16 protein-coding genes are annotated in these 16,447 nt (G+C 73.9%); 8 read left to right on the top strand and 8 right to left on the bottom strand.

Annotated elements, in window-relative coordinates; translation table 11 throughout:
- Positions 1-17 precede the first annotated feature (17 nt).
- Positions 18-335, bottom strand: coding sequence for a TraR/DksA family transcriptional regulator (locus GA0074696_RS25075; RefSeq protein WP_088963352.1), 318 nt, complete (start codon positions 333-335; stop codon positions 18-20).
- Between the two features lie 364 nt (positions 336-699).
- Complete coding sequence (locus GA0074696_RS25070) at positions 700-1,266, bottom strand: dihydrofolate reductase family protein (RefSeq protein ID WP_088963351.1); 567 nt, start codon at positions 1,264-1,266, stop codon at positions 700-702.
- A 298-nt stretch (positions 1,267-1,564) separates the two neighbouring features.
- Between GA0074696_RS25070 and GA0074696_RS25065 the strand changes: the two genes are divergently transcribed.
- Complete coding sequence (locus GA0074696_RS25065) at positions 1,565-1,807, top strand: DUF5522 domain-containing protein (protein ID WP_088963350.1); 243 nt, start codon at positions 1,565-1,567, stop codon at positions 1,805-1,807.
- A gap of 97 nt (positions 1,808-1,904) precedes the next feature.
- On the opposite strand, the gene GA0074696_RS25060 is transcribed toward GA0074696_RS25065, so the two are convergent.
- Complete coding sequence (locus GA0074696_RS25060) at positions 1,905-2,684, bottom strand: transposase family protein (RefSeq protein ID WP_088962641.1); 780 nt, start codon at positions 2,682-2,684, stop codon at positions 1,905-1,907.
- 132 nt (positions 2,685-2,816) lie between these two features.
- Between GA0074696_RS25060 and GA0074696_RS25055 the strand changes: the two genes are divergently transcribed.
- Positions 2,817-4,085: an MFS transporter gene (locus GA0074696_RS25055; RefSeq protein WP_088963349.1), complete on the top strand. Its 1,269-nt coding sequence runs from the start codon at positions 2,817-2,819 to the stop codon at positions 4,083-4,085.
- A 152-nt stretch (positions 4,086-4,237) separates the two neighbouring features.
- On the top strand, positions 4,238-4,786 hold the full coding sequence (locus GA0074696_RS25050; RefSeq protein WP_088963348.1) for a hypothetical protein: 549 nt from the start codon (positions 4,238-4,240) through the stop codon (positions 4,784-4,786).
- Between the two features lie 84 nt (positions 4,787-4,870).
- Here GA0074696_RS25050 and GA0074696_RS25045 read toward each other — a convergent pair whose 3' ends face one another.
- Entirely contained in the window at positions 4,871-5,554 is a 684-nt protein-coding gene (locus GA0074696_RS25045) for a metal-dependent transcriptional regulator (RefSeq protein WP_088963347.1), read from the bottom strand.
- A 94-nt stretch (positions 5,555-5,648) separates the two neighbouring features.
- On the opposite strand from GA0074696_RS25045, the gene GA0074696_RS25040 reads away from it, so the two are divergent.
- Genes GA0074696_RS25040 through GA0074696_RS25030 form a run of 3 tightly spaced genes read left to right on the top strand, consistent with a single transcriptional unit; the run spans position 5,649 to position 10,320 of the window.
- A complete protein-coding gene (locus GA0074696_RS25040; RefSeq protein WP_088963346.1) occupies positions 5,649-6,506 on the top strand; it encodes a sulfurtransferase in 858 nt (285 codons plus the stop codon).
- A 48-nt stretch (positions 6,507-6,554) separates the two neighbouring features.
- A complete protein-coding gene (locus GA0074696_RS25035; RefSeq protein WP_088963345.1) occupies positions 6,555-7,736 on the top strand; it encodes an acetoin utilization protein AcuC in 1,182 nt (393 codons plus the stop codon).
- Positions 7,737-7,764: 28 nt separating this feature from the next.
- Positions 7,765-10,320, top strand: coding sequence for a bifunctional acetate--CoA ligase family protein/GNAT family N-acetyltransferase (locus GA0074696_RS25030; RefSeq protein ID WP_088963344.1), 2,556 nt, complete (start codon positions 7,765-7,767; stop codon positions 10,318-10,320).
- 8 nt (positions 10,321-10,328) lie between these two features.
- On the opposite strand, the gene GA0074696_RS25025 is transcribed toward GA0074696_RS25030, so the two are convergent.
- Positions 10,329-10,736, bottom strand: a complete 408-nt coding sequence (locus GA0074696_RS25025; RefSeq protein WP_088963343.1) for a VOC family protein — start codon at positions 10,734-10,736, stop codon at positions 10,329-10,331.
- 91 nt (positions 10,737-10,827) lie between these two features.
- Positions 10,828-11,844 (bottom strand): RNA polymerase sigma factor SigB, encoded by a 1,017-nt coding sequence (gene sigB / locus GA0074696_RS25020; RefSeq protein WP_407940510.1) that lies wholly within the window; start codon positions 11,842-11,844, stop codon positions 10,828-10,830.
- Positions 11,845-12,066: 222 nt separating this feature from the next.
- Here sigB and GA0074696_RS25015 point away from each other — a divergent pair, with 222 nt between their 5' ends.
- Positions 12,067-12,855, top strand: a complete 789-nt coding sequence (locus GA0074696_RS25015) for a sporulation protein (protein ID WP_088964799.1) — start codon at positions 12,067-12,069, stop codon at positions 12,853-12,855.
- Positions 12,856-13,027: 172 nt separating this feature from the next.
- Here GA0074696_RS25015 and dtd read toward each other — a convergent pair whose 3' ends face one another.
- Both dtd and GA0074696_RS25005 read right to left on the bottom strand, forming a co-directional pair.
- Complete coding sequence (dtd, locus tag GA0074696_RS25010; protein WP_088963342.1) at positions 13,028-13,450, bottom strand: D-aminoacyl-tRNA deacylase; 423 nt, start codon at positions 13,448-13,450, stop codon at positions 13,028-13,030.
- A gap of 49 nt (positions 13,451-13,499) precedes the next feature.
- Positions 13,500-14,984 (bottom strand): DUF7782 domain-containing protein, encoded by a 1,485-nt coding sequence (locus GA0074696_RS25005; protein WP_172894427.1) that lies wholly within the window; start codon positions 14,982-14,984, stop codon positions 13,500-13,502.
- Positions 14,985-15,172: 188 nt separating this feature from the next.
- On the opposite strand from GA0074696_RS25005, the gene GA0074696_RS25000 reads away from it, so the two are divergent.
- Positions 15,173-16,393, top strand: a complete 1,221-nt coding sequence (locus GA0074696_RS25000) for a S8 family peptidase (RefSeq protein ID WP_088963341.1) — start codon at positions 15,173-15,175, stop codon at positions 16,391-16,393.
- The last annotated feature ends 54 nt before the right edge of the window (positions 16,394-16,447 follow it).

Genomic DNA, 16,447 nt, shown 5'->3' with positions numbered 1-16,447 from the left:
AGCCCCCGCCCCGTACGTCAGCGCTGCTTCTGCTGGCAGGGCACGCAGAAGCGGGCGTGCGGCAGCACCTCCAGGCGTTCCTGGGGGATCGGCCCGGTGCACCGCTCGCAGATCCCGTACCGGCCCTCGGCGATGCGCCGCAGCGCCCCGGTGATCTGTTCCAGGCTCTGCCGGGTCGCGGCGAGCAGCGCGGCCCGGGTGTGGGCCTCGGCCGGATCACCGGTGTCGGCGGTGAGTTCGGTCAGCCGGGCGGTGTGCATCTCGAAGTCGGACGTCAGGGTCGACCGCAGTTCGTCGATCCAGGTCTGCTGGCCCGGCTGGGTGTGCGTGGTCATGGCGTAGCTCCCTCGGAAAAAGAAAAAGGGCCGAAGCTGTGGAAGCTTCGCCCTGGTGGCCGTTCACATGGTGTGCACCGGTCCAGGAGGGCTACGTCCGGCGGGGCTCGGCAGTCCGGGGGCGACCGAGCCGGCGCGCGACGGCGCGACAGCGACTCGCACGACGCGGGTCGCCACGGTGACCGGCAGGGCCGGCCGGCGGACAGCAGCGGGCGCCGCCGTCGTGCTGACGGCGGTCCTCTCCTGCTGCCCGGACAGACGCATCCGGCAACCATAGGCCGGGCCGACCGGAAAGCCAACGCCCTTAGCGCCCGCGGTCACGCCTCCCGCCGGTGGGCGTGTGCTCACCGGGCCCTGGTCCTCGTCAGTCCCGGGCGCGCTCGTGCCGCAGCAGGACGACGCCGTTGCCGAAGGTGCGGGTCCCGGTCAGGCGCAGCGGCTGCCGATCGCCCGACGCGGGGAAGAGCTGGCGGCCCTCGCCGAGCACGACCGGGTGGACGTAGAGCCGGTACTCGTCGACCAGGTCGTGCCGCAGGAAGGTGGCTAGCAGGTCCGCCCCGCCGAGGACCAGGTCGCCGCCCGGCTCGGCCTTGAGCCGCCGGACCTCCTCGGGTGCGACCTCCCGGACCACGGTGGCGTTCCAGTCGACCGCGTCCAGCGTCCGGGAGTAGACGATCTTCGGCATGTCCCGCCAGATGCCGGCGAACTCCACCATCGGGGCGGTGCTGGCCGGGTCGCGGTCGGCGGTCGGCCAGAACTCGGCCATCAGCTCGTAGGAGCGGCGCCCGTTGAGGAACCCGCCCATGGTGCGCAGCTCCGCGTTGAAGTGCCGGTGCAGCTCGTCGTCGACCAGGTGCCAACCGAGGTCGCCACCGGGGCCCTCGAAGAACCCGTCCAGCGACACGCTCATGTGTACGACGATCTTCCGCATCTGCCGTCCTTCCACAGTCGAACCCCCCTCGACGTCCAGCATTCCGCAGCCCTACGACACGACCGGTCAGGTCGGCGGGTATGTCCCGAGTCCACCCCCTCCGGACGCGGGCGCCGCAGGGTGCGCGGCGGGTCACCACGACGGGCCAGTGGTGATCCTGATCGTCACCGGTCCAGCCGCCCGGCCCGTTCGTCGACCTGCTCCACCGGGTACGCGCCGAGACCGGCCCACCGGGCGTGTGACGGCGGTGACCCCGACGGGTGGCGGGAAACGGCGGGCGGCTTCGTAGACTGCGCCGGTGGGTGCAGAGCGGCGACCGTTGGCGGACCGACCGTTGACCGAGCCGCACCCGTCCCGGCTGCCGCCGGAGCACCCCGACCGGGAGCGGACACTCGCGGCTCACGCCGCCGCGCTCGCCGCCGGTGAGGCCGGCTACCTCGACCCGGCCAGCGGGCTCTTCGTGCTCAGCGCCGGCTTCCTGGCCCGGCGGGGCACCTGCTGCGGGCGCGGCTGCCGGCACTGCCCGTACGTCGACGACTGACCGCCGGCCTGGCGTTATTCGGGTGCCCGGACCGGTGGTGCCGCCTAAGGGACGTCTCGTAACTGGGTGAAGGCGTTGTCCAGCGCCGGCCCGGCGGTCAGCCGGCCAGGATGATGTTGTGGAGGTTGGCGATGCCGGAAGCGGCGTCGGTCAATGTGTGGGCGGCGCGGCGGTAGTCGCGCAGGATCTTGAAGCACTTCATCCTGGCCAGGGCGTGTTCGACTCCGGCGCGGACGGTGCGGTGGTGGGTGTTCATCTCTTCTTTCCAGGCGGGCAGGGCGCTGCCGTCGGCGGGCTTGCGGTACGGGATGATCACCTCGGGGTTGCCGCGGTAGCCGCCGTCGGCCATCACGGGCCGCCCGTCCAGCTTCTCCTCGATGCCGCTGGTGCGGTAGACGATCGTGTCGTTGCGGTTGCCGGGCTGCGGGTCGCCGACGGCGATGACCAGGCGGGTGCTGGCGTCGATGGCGACCTGCAGGTTGGTCGAGTAGCGGTAGTTCTTGCTCTTGGCGGCCAGGCGGTGATCGCGGGTGGGGATCAGAGTGCCGTCGACGATGGCGATCTGGTCGACCGGCCGCCGGCGCACCGGCGCGAGGGCGAGCAGCGGGCCGAGGGTGTCGATGACCCGGTGCGCTGCGGAGTGGGACACACCGAACAGCGGGCCGATCTGCCGCATGGTCAGGTTCGTGCGCCAATAGGTGGCCACCAGCAGCACCCGATCCGGCAGGTCGAGGGCCCACTGCCGGCCCGGCCGGCCGTCTGCGATGGCGTCACCGCCACGCTCGGCGACCAGGCGGACCAGCCTGCGGAACTGGGCGGGCTGCAGCCCCGTGAACGGGAAGATCCACTCAGAGTGGGTCGCGGTGATCACCTGCACCCAGGCATCCTGACCGATCGTCCTCAGCAGACAGACACCGGGGTTACGAGACATCCCTTAGGTTGGGTCGGCCGAGCCGCCGGTTCGGTGCCGGCCGTCGTCGGCCGTCCTGCCGTTCGAAAGTAGAGACCCGTGACCCGGCATCTGGAGGCCGCCGCGCCGGTGCGGCCCCGCCCCGGGCCGCTCTGGCGCAGCCGCGACTTCGCCCTGCTCTGGGGCGGTCAGACGGTGAGCGAGGTCGGCACCCGGATCTCCGGGGTGGCCGTACCGCTGCTCGCCGCCGACACCCTGCGCGCGACCGTGTTCCAGGTCTCCCTGCTGGCCGTCCTGGCCTGGCTGCCGTACCTGCTCTTCTCGCTCCCCGCCGGCCTGCTCGCCGACCGGGTCGACCCGCGGCGGCTGATGGTCACCTGCGACCTCGGCCGCGCCGCGCTGCTGCTGTCACTGCCGGTGGTCGCCCTGGTCGGTCGCCTCACCCTGCCCTTCCTGTACGTCGTGGTCGGGCTCTCCGGCGTGCTGACGGTGCTCTTCACCGTGGCGTACAAGGGCACCCTGCCCCGGCTGGTGCCGGCGGACCAACTCGTCGAGGGCAACGCCCGGCTCGCCGTCAGCCAGGACGCCGCCCAACTGGTCGGGCCGATGGTCGGCGGGGCGCTGACCGGGCTCGTCGGCGCGGCGCGGACCTTCCTCGGCACGGCGTTCGCCTTCGTGGTCAGCGCGGTGACGCTGCTGCTGATCCGACAGTCGACCGCCGCCCGACCCGCCATCGGCGATCGGGTGCCGGCGCGGATCGCGCTCACCGAAGGGCTCGGTTTCATCCGCCGGCAGCCGATCCTGGTACGGATCCTGGCCTGCGTCACCGTGTCCAACTTCTTCGCCATGGCCACGAGTTCGCTGGAGGTCACCTACCTGGTGCGGGAGCTGCACGCCTCCCCGGCGGTGGTCGGGGTGGTCTTCTCCCTCGGCGCGGTGGGCGGACTGGTCAGCGGCGCGTTGGCCGACCGGCTCTCCCGGTGGATCGGCTCGGCCCGGGTGATCTGGGTCGCGATGGCCGCTCCGGGGCCGCTCTACCTGCTGGTGCCGCTGGCCCGGCCCGGCTGGGGCCTGGCCCTCTACGCGGTCGGCCTCGCCGCGTTCTCCGCCAACGCGGTGCTGTTCAACGTCGCCATCCTGTCGTACCGGCAGCGCATCACCCCGCCGGAACTGCTCGGCCGGGTCAACGCCTCGTTCCTGTGGATCTGCTTCGGGGTGGTGCCGCTCGGCGCGCTCTTCGGCGGGACGCTGGGCAGCCAGTGGGGGCTGCGGCCGGCGCTGGTCCTGACCGCGTTGGGGACGTGGAGCGCCGCGCTGTTCGTGGTGTGCTCGCCGCTGCGCCGGATGCGCGACCTGCCGCCGGCCTGAAGCGGCCGGAGTGACGCGGCGGTCGCGGACCGCGACCCTCGAGAAGGATTCGCCTCGGGCGCCCGCCGAAGGACTTTCGCGTCGGCACGGGTTGCCCGTACGGTGTCCGACGGACATCCGGCGGGCCCCCGCCGACGACTGCGGAGGTTCCCGTGCACGCGCGGATCTGGCTCACCGCCTCAGCCGTCCTGCTGACCACCGGCTGCGGCGCCCAGCCCCGACCGGTGGCCGTGCCGGCGGTGGACCCGGTGACGGTGGAGGTGGCCGCCGCCTCCTCGGGTGGCGCGTGCCGGCTGCTGGACTTCGCGGTGATCGAGGAACACCTCGGCGTCCGGTTCGACGTGGCCGCCGCCAGCGACAAGGGCGACACCCACACCTGTGTGGTCCGCGCCGCGCGGGCCACCCTGCCCGAGCTGACCCTGACCGTCACCGACACCTCGATCGACGTGCCGACCTTCAACGCCGACGTGCTGCCCGACGGGGCGGCCAAGGTGTCGAAGCTGGGTCAGGTCGCCTACCGCCGTACCGTCGCCAAGACGGCGAAGCACGGTCCGGTCGCCGAGGTCGGCTGGCTGGCCACCGAGGACCGGCTGGCCACCCTGCACTGGACGTGTGACCGTGGCGCACCGAAGGCCGAGGCCGATCAGCTGTCCGGCAAGCTGGTCGGCCTGGCGAAGAAAATCAACACCCGGGCCATGTGAGGCTCGCAGCCGGGGCGTGCCGACGGAAGTGGGCCGCCCGCGCGGACCGAGGCGATGGCCCCGGCGAGCAGGCGGCCCGAGCCGTCAGTGGGCGGCGACGAAGACCCGCGAGGCGACCTCGCGGGGCAGCCGGATCCGCTCGCCCGAGCGGTCGATGAACACCCCGTCCCGCTCCTGCGCGACGGTGACCGTGGCGCCCGGGTCGACCCCGGCGGCGTGCAGCTGGCGCAGCACGTCGGCGTCGGTCTGCACGCTCTCGCAGATCCGCCGGACCACGACCGTCCCGGAGAGGCCGGGGAAGGCCAGGTTGCGCTCACCCTCGGCCGTGTCGGCCTCGGGCTCCGGCGAGCCCAGCTCCTCCAGCCCCGGGATCGGGTTGCCGTACGGCGAGCGGGTGGGTCGGTTGAGCAGGTCGTAGACCCGCTTCTCGACGGCGTCGCTCATCACGTGCTCCCACCGGCAGGCCTCCTCGTGGGCCTCCTCGTAGGGCATCCCGATGACGTTGACCAGCAGCAGCTCGGCGAGGCGGTGCTTGCGCATCACGGAGACGGCGCTGTTGCGACCCTGCGGGGTCAGCGTCAGGTGCCGGTCGCCCTCGACGGTGAGCAGCCCGTCGCGCTCCATCCGGGCGACGGTCTGGCTGACGGTGGGCCCGCTCTGGCGCAGCCGCTCGGCGATCCGCGCGCGCAGCGGCGGCACACCCTCCTCTTCGAGCTCGAGGATGGTGCGAAGGTACATCTCGGTCGTGTCGACCAAATCGTGTTTCACGTCAGCCCTCCGGTGCACGATGCTACCCCGCAGCCCCGACAACGGCCGGTGCCGAACCGCCAGGTCGCTGCCCGGATGGTGTTGACTGGTCGCCATGTCCGGAACTCAGGAGCCGCTGATCGAGGTCGAGCAGCTCGCCGCCGCGCTCGCCGAGCCCGACCCGCCCACCCTGCTCGACGTGCGCTGGCGGCTGACCGGTCCGCCCGGCCGCGAGGACTACGCCGCAGGTCACCTGCCCGGCGCGGTCTTCGTCGACCTGGACACCGCGCTCTGCGGCCCGCCCGGCGCCGCCGGCCGGCACCCGCTGCCCGACCCGGCCGCCCTGCAGGCCGTGCTGCGGGCCGCCGGCGTCCGCGCCGGTCACCCCGTCGTCGTGTACGACGGCGGCGACGGCATGGCCGCCGCCCGCGCCTGGTGGACCCTGCGCTGGGCCGGTCACCGACCGGTACGGCTGCTGCACGGTGGGTGGCCGGCCTGGCTCGCCGCCGGCCTGCCCACCTCCACCGGGGTGCCCGCCCCGTCCCCGGGTGACGTGACCGTCCGCCCCGGCGCCCTGCCGGTGCTGGACACCGGCGCCGCGGCGGCGCTCGCCGCCGCCGACGAAGGCGTCCTCCTCGACGTCCGGGCCGCGCCCCGCTACCGGGGCGAGACCGAGCCGATCGACCCCGTCGCCGGGCACGTGCCGGGCGCGGTGAACCTGCCCGCCCCCGAGTACGTCACCGACGGCCGCTTCCCGGCCGCCGAGGCGCTGCGCGAGCGGTTCGCCGCCGCCGGGGTGACCGAGGGCACACCGGTCGGGGCGTACTGCGGATCGGGGGTGACCGCCGCGCAGGCGGTGCTCGCCCTGCACCTGGCGGGGCGGCCGGACGCCGCGCTCTACGTCGGTTCGTGGAGCAACTGGGTGGCCGACCCGGACCGGCCGGTGGCCACCGGGGAGGTACCACGCCGCTGAGCAGCGCGTGCGGTGGGCGGCCGGCGGCGCTCGTGCGACGATGACCTCATGTCGGACGACACGGTGGTGGTGTGGGACGAGGCCCTGCTCGCCTACGACATGGGGGAGCACCCGCTCGACCCGGTGCGGGTCGAGCTGACCATGGCGCTGGCCCGGGAGCTGCGTGTCCTCGACCGGCCCGGGGTCCGCCTGGTCCGGCCGACGCCGGCCGACGACGCGCTGCTCACCCGGGTGCACCAGCCGGACTACCTGGACGCCGTCCGGGCCGCGCCGCGCGACCCGCTCTTCGCCGGCTACGGGCTGGGCACCTCCGACAATCCCGTCTTCCAGGGGATGCACGAGTCCAGCGCGCTGATCGCCGGGGCCAGCGCCACCGCCGCCGAGGCGGTCTGGCGGGGCGAGGCCCGCCGCGCGGTGAACGTGGCCGGTGGGCTGCACCACGCCATGCCGGACCGGGCCGCCGGCTTCTGCGTCTACAACGACCCGGCGGTGGCCATCGCCCGCCTGCTCGACCTGGGCGCCGAGCGGGTCGCGTACGTGGACGTGGACGTGCACCACGGCGACGGCGTGCAGGAGATGTTCTACCGGGACCCGCGGGTGCTCACGGTCAGCCTGCACGAGACCCCGCTGGCGCTCTTCCCCGGCACCGGTTTCCCCGACGAGACCGGCGGCCCGGGCGCGGAGGGCAGCGCGGTCAACGTGCCGCTGCCGCCCGGCGTCGACGACGCCGGCTGGCAGCGCGCCTTCCACGCGATCGTGCCGTCGGTGCTGCGCGCGTTCCGGCCGCAGATCCTGGTGACCCAGTGCGGCGCGGACGGGCACCGGATGGACCCGCTGGCCGACCTGCACCTCACCGTCGACGGGCAGCGCGCCACCTACCTGGCCCTGCGGGCGCTCGCCGACGAGCTCTGCGAGGGTCGCTGGGTCGCCACCGGCGGCGGCGGGTACGCGCTGGCCGAGGTGGTGCCCCGGGCGTGGACCCACCTGCTGGCGATCGCCAGCGGCGACCCGATCGCGCCGGCCACCCTGACCCCGCCGGCCTGGCGGGAGCTGGTCGCCAAGCGGCTGCCCGGCCGGGAGATCCCGCTGCGGATGACCGACGACGCCGACCCGGGGTACGAGCCGTGGCAGCCGACCGGCGAGCCGACCTCCGTGGACCGGGCGATCGCCGCCACCCGCAAGGCGGTCTTCCCGCTGCTCGGGCTCGATCCGCACGACCCGCGCGACTGAGCCGGTGGCCTGGGGAGGGGACCGACCGGTGACCACTGTCGACCAACCGGTGGACGTGCTGCTCAGCGACGGCAGCACCGGCCAGCTGCGCCCGATCCGGCCCGAGGACGGGCCGGAGATCGTGGCGATGCACTCGCGCTTCTCCGAGCGCACCCGCTACCTGCGCTACTTCTCCCCGTACCCGCGCATCCCCGACCGCGACCTGCACCGCTTCGTCAACGTCGACCACCGCGACCGGGAGGCCTTCGTGGTGCTCGCCGGGGACCGGATCGTCGCCGTCGGCCGGTACGAGCGGCTCGGCCCGGAAGTCCCGGAGGCCGAGGTGGCGTTCGTGGTCGAGGACGCCTACCAGGGGCGGGGGATCGGCTCGGTGCTGCTGGAGCACCTCGCTGACGCGGCCCGGCGGGCCGGCATCGTGCACTTCGTCGCCGAGGTGCTCCCGGCCAACGGCGCGATGCTGCGGGTCTTCTCCGACTTCGGCTACCAGGTGCAGCGCCAGTTCGCCGACGGCGTGGTGCACCTGAGCTTCCCGATCGCCCCCACCGAGTCGACGCTGGAGGTGCAGCGCGGCCGGGAGCACCGCACCGAGGCCCGCTCGATCGCCCGGCTGCTCGCCCCGCGCGGCATCGCCGTCTACGGCGCCAGCGCCACCGGGCAGGGCGTCGGCGCGGCCGTGCTCGGGCACCTGCGCGACGGTGGCTACCCCGGCGCGATCGTGCCGGTGCACCCCAGCGCGGCCACCGTGGCCGGGCTGCCCGCGTACCCGTCGGCGGCCGACGCCGGTCTCGACATCGACCTGGCGGTCGTGGCCGTGGCCCCCGACGCGGCGCCCCTGGTGGTCGCGGACGCCGCCGCCGCCGGCGCGCACGGCCTGGTGGTCATCTCCGCCGGCTTCGCCGAGGCCGGGAAGGAGGGCGCGGCGGCGCAGCGCGCGCTGGTCCGCGCCGCGCACGCCGCCGGCATGCGGGTGGTCGGGCCGAACTGCCTGGGCGTGGCCAACACCGACGAGAAGGTACGCCTCAACGCCACCCTCGCCCCCGTCCTGCCGGCTCCCGGCCGGGTCGGCCTGTTCAGCCAGTCCGGTGTGTTCGGCGTGGCGCTGCTCGCCGAGGCGCAGCGGCGCGGCCTCGGCCTGTCCAGCTTCGTCTCGGCCGGCAACCGGGCCGACGTCTCCGGCAACGACCTGCTCCAGTACTGGCAGGACGACCCGGGTACCGATGTGATCCTGCTCTACCTGGAGACCTTCGGGAACCCGCGCAAGTTCGCCCGGCTGGCCCGGCGGATCGGCCGGGACAAGCCGGTGGTCGCGCTCGCCTCGCTGGCCCGCCCGGCCGGTCTTGGCGCCCGGCCGGCGCTGGACGCCGCCGCGGTGAGCGCGCTCTTCGCCCAGTCCGGGGTGATCCGGGTGGACACCGTCGCCGAGCTGCTCGACGTCGGTCTGCTGCTGGCCCGCCAGCCGCTGCCCGCCGGGCACCGGGTCGGCGTGGTCGGCAACTCCTCGGCGTTGACCGGGCTCGCCGCCACCGCCTGCGCCGCCCAGGGGCTCACCGTCGCCGACGGGTATCCGCGCGACGTCGGCCCGCACGCGGGCACCGCCGAGTTCAGCACGGCGCTGGCCGAGGCGACCGCGGACCCGGGGGTGGACGCGCTGGTCGCCGTCTTCGCCCCGCCGCTGCCCGGTCAGGTCACCATGGAGGAGGCGGACTTCACCGCCGCCCTGCCGACCGCGCTCGCCGCCGGCAAGCCCACCGTGGCGACCTTCCTGGCCGGGCGGGTGCCGGCCGGCGTGCCGGCGTACCCGAGCGTGGAGGAGGCGGTGCGGGCCCTGGCCCGGGTCACCACGTACGCGGCCTGGCTGCGCCGGGACCCGGGCACGCTGCCCGACCTACCCCGGGTGGACCCCGTCGCCGGGCAGGCCGCGCTGCGCGCCGACGCCACCGACCCGGCCGGGCTGCTCGCCGCGTACGGGATCGACGTGGTCGGCTCCGCGCCCGCCGCCACCGCCGACGAGGCGGTGGCCGCCGCCGACCGGCTCGGCTGGCCGGTGGCGCTCAAGGCCGCCGCCGCCGGCCTGCGGCACCGGCTCGACCTCGGCGCGGTACGCCTCGACCTGGCCGACCCGGTCGCGCTGCGCCGCGCGTACGCCGAGATGGCCCCGGTCTTCGGCCCGGACGTGCTGGTCCAGCCGATGGTCCCGCCCGGCGTGGCCTGTGTGGTGGAGCTGATGGAGGACCCGGCGTTCGGGCCGGTGGTCGGCTTCGGTCTGGGCGGCGTCGCCACCGAACTGCTCGGCGACCGGGCCTGGCGCGCGGTGCCGCTGACCGACCGGGACGCCGCCGAGCTGGTCGACGAGCCGCGGGCCGCGCCGCTGCTGCGCGGGCACCGGGGCGCGGCGCCGGTGGACCGGGCGGCCCTGGCCGACCTGCTGCTGCGGGTCGGCCGGCTCGCCGACGAGCAGCCCCGGGTCCGGTCGCTGACGTTGAACCCGGTGCTGGCCCGGCCGGACGGCATCTCGGTGCTGCACGCCAGCGTCCGGATCGGCTCGGCGGGCGCCCGCCCGGACACCGGCCCCCGGCGCCTCTGAGTGGCGGCTCAGCCGCGGCTGGAGATCTGCTGCACGCCCCAGGCGTTGCCGTCCGGGTCGGTGAAGAAGACGAAGCCCACGTTGTCCAGCGGCTGCGGTACCGGCCGGGGATTCTGGCCCAGCACCTGGATCTCGCTGACCTCCACGCCCCGTGCGACCAGCTCCGCGCGCGCCTTCTCTACGTCGGGCACCACCAGTTGGAGGCCCTTGAGCGAGCCCGGCGGCATGTCGGGCACCGCGCCGCGGCCGATCACGATCGAGCAGCCGGAACCCGGGGGAGTGAGCTGCACGATGCGTACGTCGTCGCCGATACGGGTGTCGTGGTCGACGACGAAGCCGAGCCGGTCGGCGTAGAACTCCTTGGCCCGGTCGATGTCGCTGACCGGCACCACCACCACTTCCAGCGTCCAGTTCATACGCCGAGGCTGCCCGACCGGTACGACATCCCCCAAGCGCCACACGCCGCAGGCCCCGGCGAACCGCCGGGGCCTGCCGATCGAAGGTGGGTCAGCAGGCGTACGCCTCCAGCCGCTGCGCCCGCTCCGGCGCGCGCAGTTTGAGCAGCGTCACCTTCTCGATCTGCCGGATCCGCTCCCGGGACAGGCCGAACTCCTTGCCCACCTCGTCCAGGGTGCGCTGCCGGCCGTCGTCCAGGCCGAACCGCAGCCGGATCACCGCCTGCTCCCGCTGGGAGAGGGTGGCCAGCACGATGCTCACCTCGTTGCGCAGCTCACCGTTGGCGGCCGCGTCACCCGGCTCCTGCCGCGGGTCCACCGCGGCGACGAAGTCACCCAGCGCGCTCTCGCCGTCCTCGCCGACGGCCTGGTCCAGGCTGACCGGCTCCCGGTCGTACGAGATCAGCTCGATCACCTGGTACTCGGGGATCTCCAGGGCGACGGCCACCTCGGCCACGGTGGGCTCCCGGCCCAGCGAGACCGACAGCTCGCGGCGGACCCGGACCATCCGGTTGACCTGCTCGACCATGTGCACCGGGATGCGGATGGTGCGGGCCTGGTCGGCCATCGCCCGGGTGATCGCCTGCCGGATCCACCAGGTGGCGTACGTGGAGAACTTGTAGCCCTTGGCGTAGTCGAACTTCTCCACCGCGCGGATCAGGCCGAGGTTGCCCTCCTGGATCAGGTCCAGGAACGCCATCCCGCGCCCGGTGTAGCGCTTGGCGATGCTCACCACCAGCCGGAGGTTGGCCTCCAGCAGGTGGTCCTTGGCGGCGCGGCCCTGCGCCCCGATCAGCTCCAGGTCACTCTTCAGCTCGGCGGAGACCGGGGTGCAGGCGGAGAGCTTCTCCTCGGCGAACAGCCCCGCCTCGATCCGCTTCGCCAGCTCGACCTCCTGCGCGGCGGTCAGCAGCTTCGTCCGGCCGATCCCGTTGAGGTACGCCCGGACGAGGTCGGTGGAGATGCCGCGCTCGTCGGTCGCGTCCAGGTCGGTCAGGGTCTCCGTGCCGTGCTCGGCGTCGATGGTGGCGGCCGGGCGCGTCTGGTTCTCGATCATCTGCAGGGCCATCTCAGTCTCTCCCCGTGTCCGCTTCTGTGCCGCGTACCGGCCCCAGTGGTGCCGGTGACAGACAGCTTTCCAACCGGGGCGTGAAACGGGAGTGAGGCGATCGGGGACCCGACAGCAATCCGGTCGGTTGCCGGGTGTCGTCGCCGGGTCCGCTTGCCGGCGACGGTTACCGTGCCAGCGGTCGGCCACCGGGGCCGGCCGGAACAGGCGACGGAGGACGTGGTGGTCTTCAAGCGGCTCATGCAGGCGATGGGTGTGGGTGGTCCCTCGGTGGAAACCGTGCTGGCCAACCCCAACTGCCGTCCGGGCGGTCAACTGGAGGGACGGATCCAGGTGGCCGGCGGGGACCACCAGGTGGACGTCTCCTATGTGGCCCTCGGCCTGGTCACCCGGGTCGAGGTGGAGGGCGCCGACTCCGAGTACGACACCACGCAGGAGTTCGGCCGCCGCCAGGTCACCGGTTCGTTCCGGCTGGAGCCCGGCCAGCGGTATGACATCCCGTTCCGCTTCGACGTGCCCTGGGAGACCCCGCTGACCGACCTGTACGGGCAGCACCTGCACGGGATGACGATGGGTCTGCGTACCGAGCTGGAGGTGGCGCGCGCCGTCGACAAGGGTGACCTGGACCCGGTGGCGGTGCACCCGCTGCCGGCGCAGGAGCGGCTGCTGGAGGCGCTGCTGCGGCTGGGCTTCCGGTTCGCCCGGGCCGACGTCGAGCGGGGGCACATCTACGGCGTACGGCAGAGCCTGCCGTTCTACCAGGAGATCGAGTTCCACCCGGCGCCGCAGTACGCCCGCGCGATCAACCAGCTGGAGCTGACCTTCGTCACCGAGCCGCAGCAGACCCAGGTGGTGCTGGAGATCGACAAGCGGGGCGGCATCCTCACCGAGGGCCGCGACGCCTTCGGCCGCTTCACCGTCGACCACGCCACCCTGGACCGCACCGACTGGGCCGCCCAGCTCGACGGCTGGCTCCGCCAGTCCATCCAACGCCGCGGCCTCTTCTTCTGACCGCCCACCCCATCCCACCCCACCCCACCCCACCCCACCCCACCCCACCCCACCCCGGCCCCGCGCCCGCCCGCCCGCCCCTCGACGGTGATCAAGAAGTTTGCGTCCGAAAAGCGGGCTCGGCTGACGCAAACTTCTTGATCAACGAGGCGGGGGCGGGGGCGGGAGGGGGTCAGAGGTCGAGGAGGAGGGTGCGGGGGCCGATGTTGACGCTCTCCACCAGCATGTGGGCGCGGAAGCGGCCCGTCTCGACCTTGGCGCCGCGGTCGCGGAGCTCCGCCACCACCGCCGTCACCAGGGGTTCGGCGACCTCCGCGGGGGCGGCGGCGGTCCAGCTCGGACGCCTGCCCTTGCGGGCGTCACCGTAGAGGGTGAACTGGCTGACCACCAGGATCGGGGCGCCGGTGTCGGCGGCGCTGCGGTCGTCATCGAGGATGCGCAGCTCGTGGATCTTGCGGGCCATCGTCCGGGCCACCTGCGGCGTGTCGGCGTGTGTCACGCCGAGCAGCACCAGCAGGCCGTCGTCGATCTCGCCGACCACCGCGCCGTCGACCGTCACGCTCGCCCGGCCGACCGTCTGCACCACCGCCCGCATCAGCGGACCCCCCTCCGGCCGCCTTCCGGCACCGCCGGCGCGACCCGGGTCACGCCGTCACCGGCTCGATGATGCCGCGTTCGATCAGGTGCGCCACGATCGGGCCGGCCGCCTCGGCCAGCTCCTGCGGCGTGACGTCGTGCGCGGCGGCCAGCAGGGCGAGCTGGTCGCGCAGGGCCAGCCGGCCGTCGCAGCCGCCGACCAGCGCCAGTACCAGCGGGTCGACCTCCTCGCTCCAGCGCAGTCCGTGCGGCATCGTGAGGACCTGCCGGTCCACCGCCCACCCCTCGTCGCCCATGGTGGCCTCCTGCCGCAGCTGGAGCCCCTCGGCGGCCCGGTAGCGCTCGGCGAGCAGCGCGTCGGTGTCGCGTACCCGGAGGAAGTCCTGGCGGTCGAACCAGGTGGCGATCCGGTCGCCCATCGGGGGTTCCACCCGCTGGCGAAGGTCCTCGATCCGGACAACCGGGTCGGCGTGCCCGGACCGGCGCAGCGTGACGATGCCGAAGCCGATCGCCTCCACCTTGTGCGCGTCGAACCAGTCCAGCCAGGCCGCCATCCGCTGCGGGTCGGTCGCCTCGCCGACGTCGGTGAGCCAGAGGTTGACGTACGCCATCGGGTCGGCCACCTCGCGCTGGATCACCCAGGCGTCCAGGCCGGTACCCGCGAACCAGCCGGCCACCCGCTCGTGCCACTCCTCGCCGGCCACGTGCACCCAGTTCGCCAGGTACTGCATGGTGCCGCCCTCGGTGAGCAGGCCCGGCGCGGCGGCGGCCAGCTCGGCGCCGATCGCGTCGCCGACCCGCCCGGAGTCGCGGTAGACGTGGGTGGTGGTGCCCGGGCCGACCACGAACGGCGGATTGCTCACCACCAGGTCGAAGCGGCGTCCGGCGACCGGGGCGACCAGGTCGCCACGGAGCAGCTCCCAGTCCTGGCCGTTGAGCGCGGCAGTGGTGGCGGCGAAGCGCAGCGCCCGCTCGGAGACGTCGGTGGCGGTGACCCGGTCAGCGTGGGTGGCCAGGTGCAGCGCCTGGACGCCGGAGCCGGTGCCCAGGTCCAGCGCGGTCCGCACCGGCCGGCGGACGGTGGCGCCGATCAGGGTCTGGGTGGCGCCGCCGATGCCGAGCACGTGTTCGCTGTGCAGCGGCCGGCCGGGGCGGGCGCTGGCCGGTACGTCGGCGAGGACCCACCAGTCGTCCCCGTACGGCTCCAGGTCGACGCCGGCGCGCAGGCCGTCGCCGTGCCGTTCGACCAGTCCGCCGGCGAGCGCCTCGGCGAGGTCCAGCGGGGCGAGCGCGGCGGCGACCGCCGCCTCGGGCTCGGTCTGGTCGCAGATGAAGACCCGGATCAGCGTGGCGAGCGGGTCGCGGTCCTCGGTGGCGCGCAGGGCGGCGCGGAAGTCGTTGCGGGCGACCCCGCCGGTGGCCTGCGCGCCGAGCCGGCCGGCGATCCCGTTCGAGGTGAAGCCCGCCCGACTCAGCGCGGTGCGCAGCGCCTCGACGCCGGCGGGGGAGAGCAGCATGTCGTGTCGTTCCACGTGGCCATCCTGCCCCCCGACGGCGGTCGATCGGCCGGCACCCGCGACATCCATACCGCGAGCTGTATTGATTGGTCGTTATCTCTTTTATGGGCATCGATGTATGGCTAGCATCTGCCCCAACATCCGTCGATGGGCGTCCCGGTGGTCACCAGCCCGCCCGGGGCGTACCGGTAGGGAGTCAGACGATGTCAGCTCTGCCCGTCCCCCGGCGCCGCGCGATCCGCGCCCTCGCCGTCACGGCCGCCGCGGCGGCGCTCTCCGTCGCCGCGTCCACCCCCGCCCTCGCCGCCCCCACCGGGGAGGTCCGCGGCGCGTCCGCGCCCGGCGCGATCACCGGCAGCTACCTGGTCGTGCTGCGGACCGACGCGGTCGGCGCGGCGAACACCCTCGCCGCCCGCACCGCCGTGCCGGACCGCGCCGCCACCCTCGCCAAGCGGTACGGCGGCAGCGTCGCCGACGTCTACAGCGCCGCCCTCACCGGCTTCAGCGCGAAGATGAGCGCCGGCCAGGCCCGCCGGCTCGCCGCCGACCCGGCCGTCGCCTACGTCGAGCAGGACCGGGTGGTCACCGTCCAGGGCACCCAGGCCAACCCGCCGTGGGGCCTGGACCGGATCGACCAGCGCAGCCTGCCGCTCAACGCCAGCTACACGTACCCGAACACCGCCTCCAACGTCCGGGCGTACATCATCGACACCGGGATCCGGACCACCCACACCGACTTCGGTGGCCGGGCCAGCTGGGGCACCAACACCGTCGACAGCAACAACACCGACTGCAACGGCCACGGCACCCACGTCGCCGGCACCGTCGGCGGCAACCGGTACGGCGTGGCGAAAGCCGTCCGCCTGATCGCGGTCAAGGTGCTCAACTGCTCGGGCAGCGGCAGCACCACCGGCGTGGTGAGCGGCATCAACTGGGTGACCGCCAACGCGGTCAAGCCGGCGGTGGCCAACATGAGCCTCGGCGGCGGTGCCAGCACCTCCATCGACAACGCGGTGACCAACTCGGTCAACTCGGGCGTCACGTACGCGGTGGCGGCCGGCAACTCCAGCGCCAACGCCTGCAGCTACTCACCCGCCCGGGCCGCCGCCGCGATCACCGTCGGCGCCACCACCAGCAGCGACGCCCGCGCGTCCTACTCCAACTACGGCTCCTGCGTGGACATCTTCGCGCCGGGGTCGAGCATCCTGTCCGCCTGGCGGACCAGCGACACCGCCTCCAACACCATCAGCGGCACGTCGATGGCCTCGCCGCACGTGGCCGGCGCCGCGGCGCTGGTGCTCTCGACCAACCCGTCGTACACCCCGGCGTTGGTGGCCAGCTACCTGACCACCAACGCCACCACCGGCAAGGTGACCAACCCGGGCACGGGCTCGCCGAACCGGCTGCTCTTCGTCGTCAACTGACGGCACCGTCCGGCGCGGCCCGGTGGACCCCACCCCTGTCCACCGGGCCGCGTC

Origin of the sequence: Micromonospora purpureochromogenes (assembly GCF_900091515.1) — a bacterium.
GTDB classification, from domain to species: domain Bacteria; phylum Actinomycetota; class Actinomycetes; order Mycobacteriales; family Micromonosporaceae; genus Micromonospora; species Micromonospora purpureochromogenes.
The sequence above is the reverse complement of the archived record's forward strand: the minus strand, read 5'-3'. Positions and strand labels throughout refer to the sequence as shown.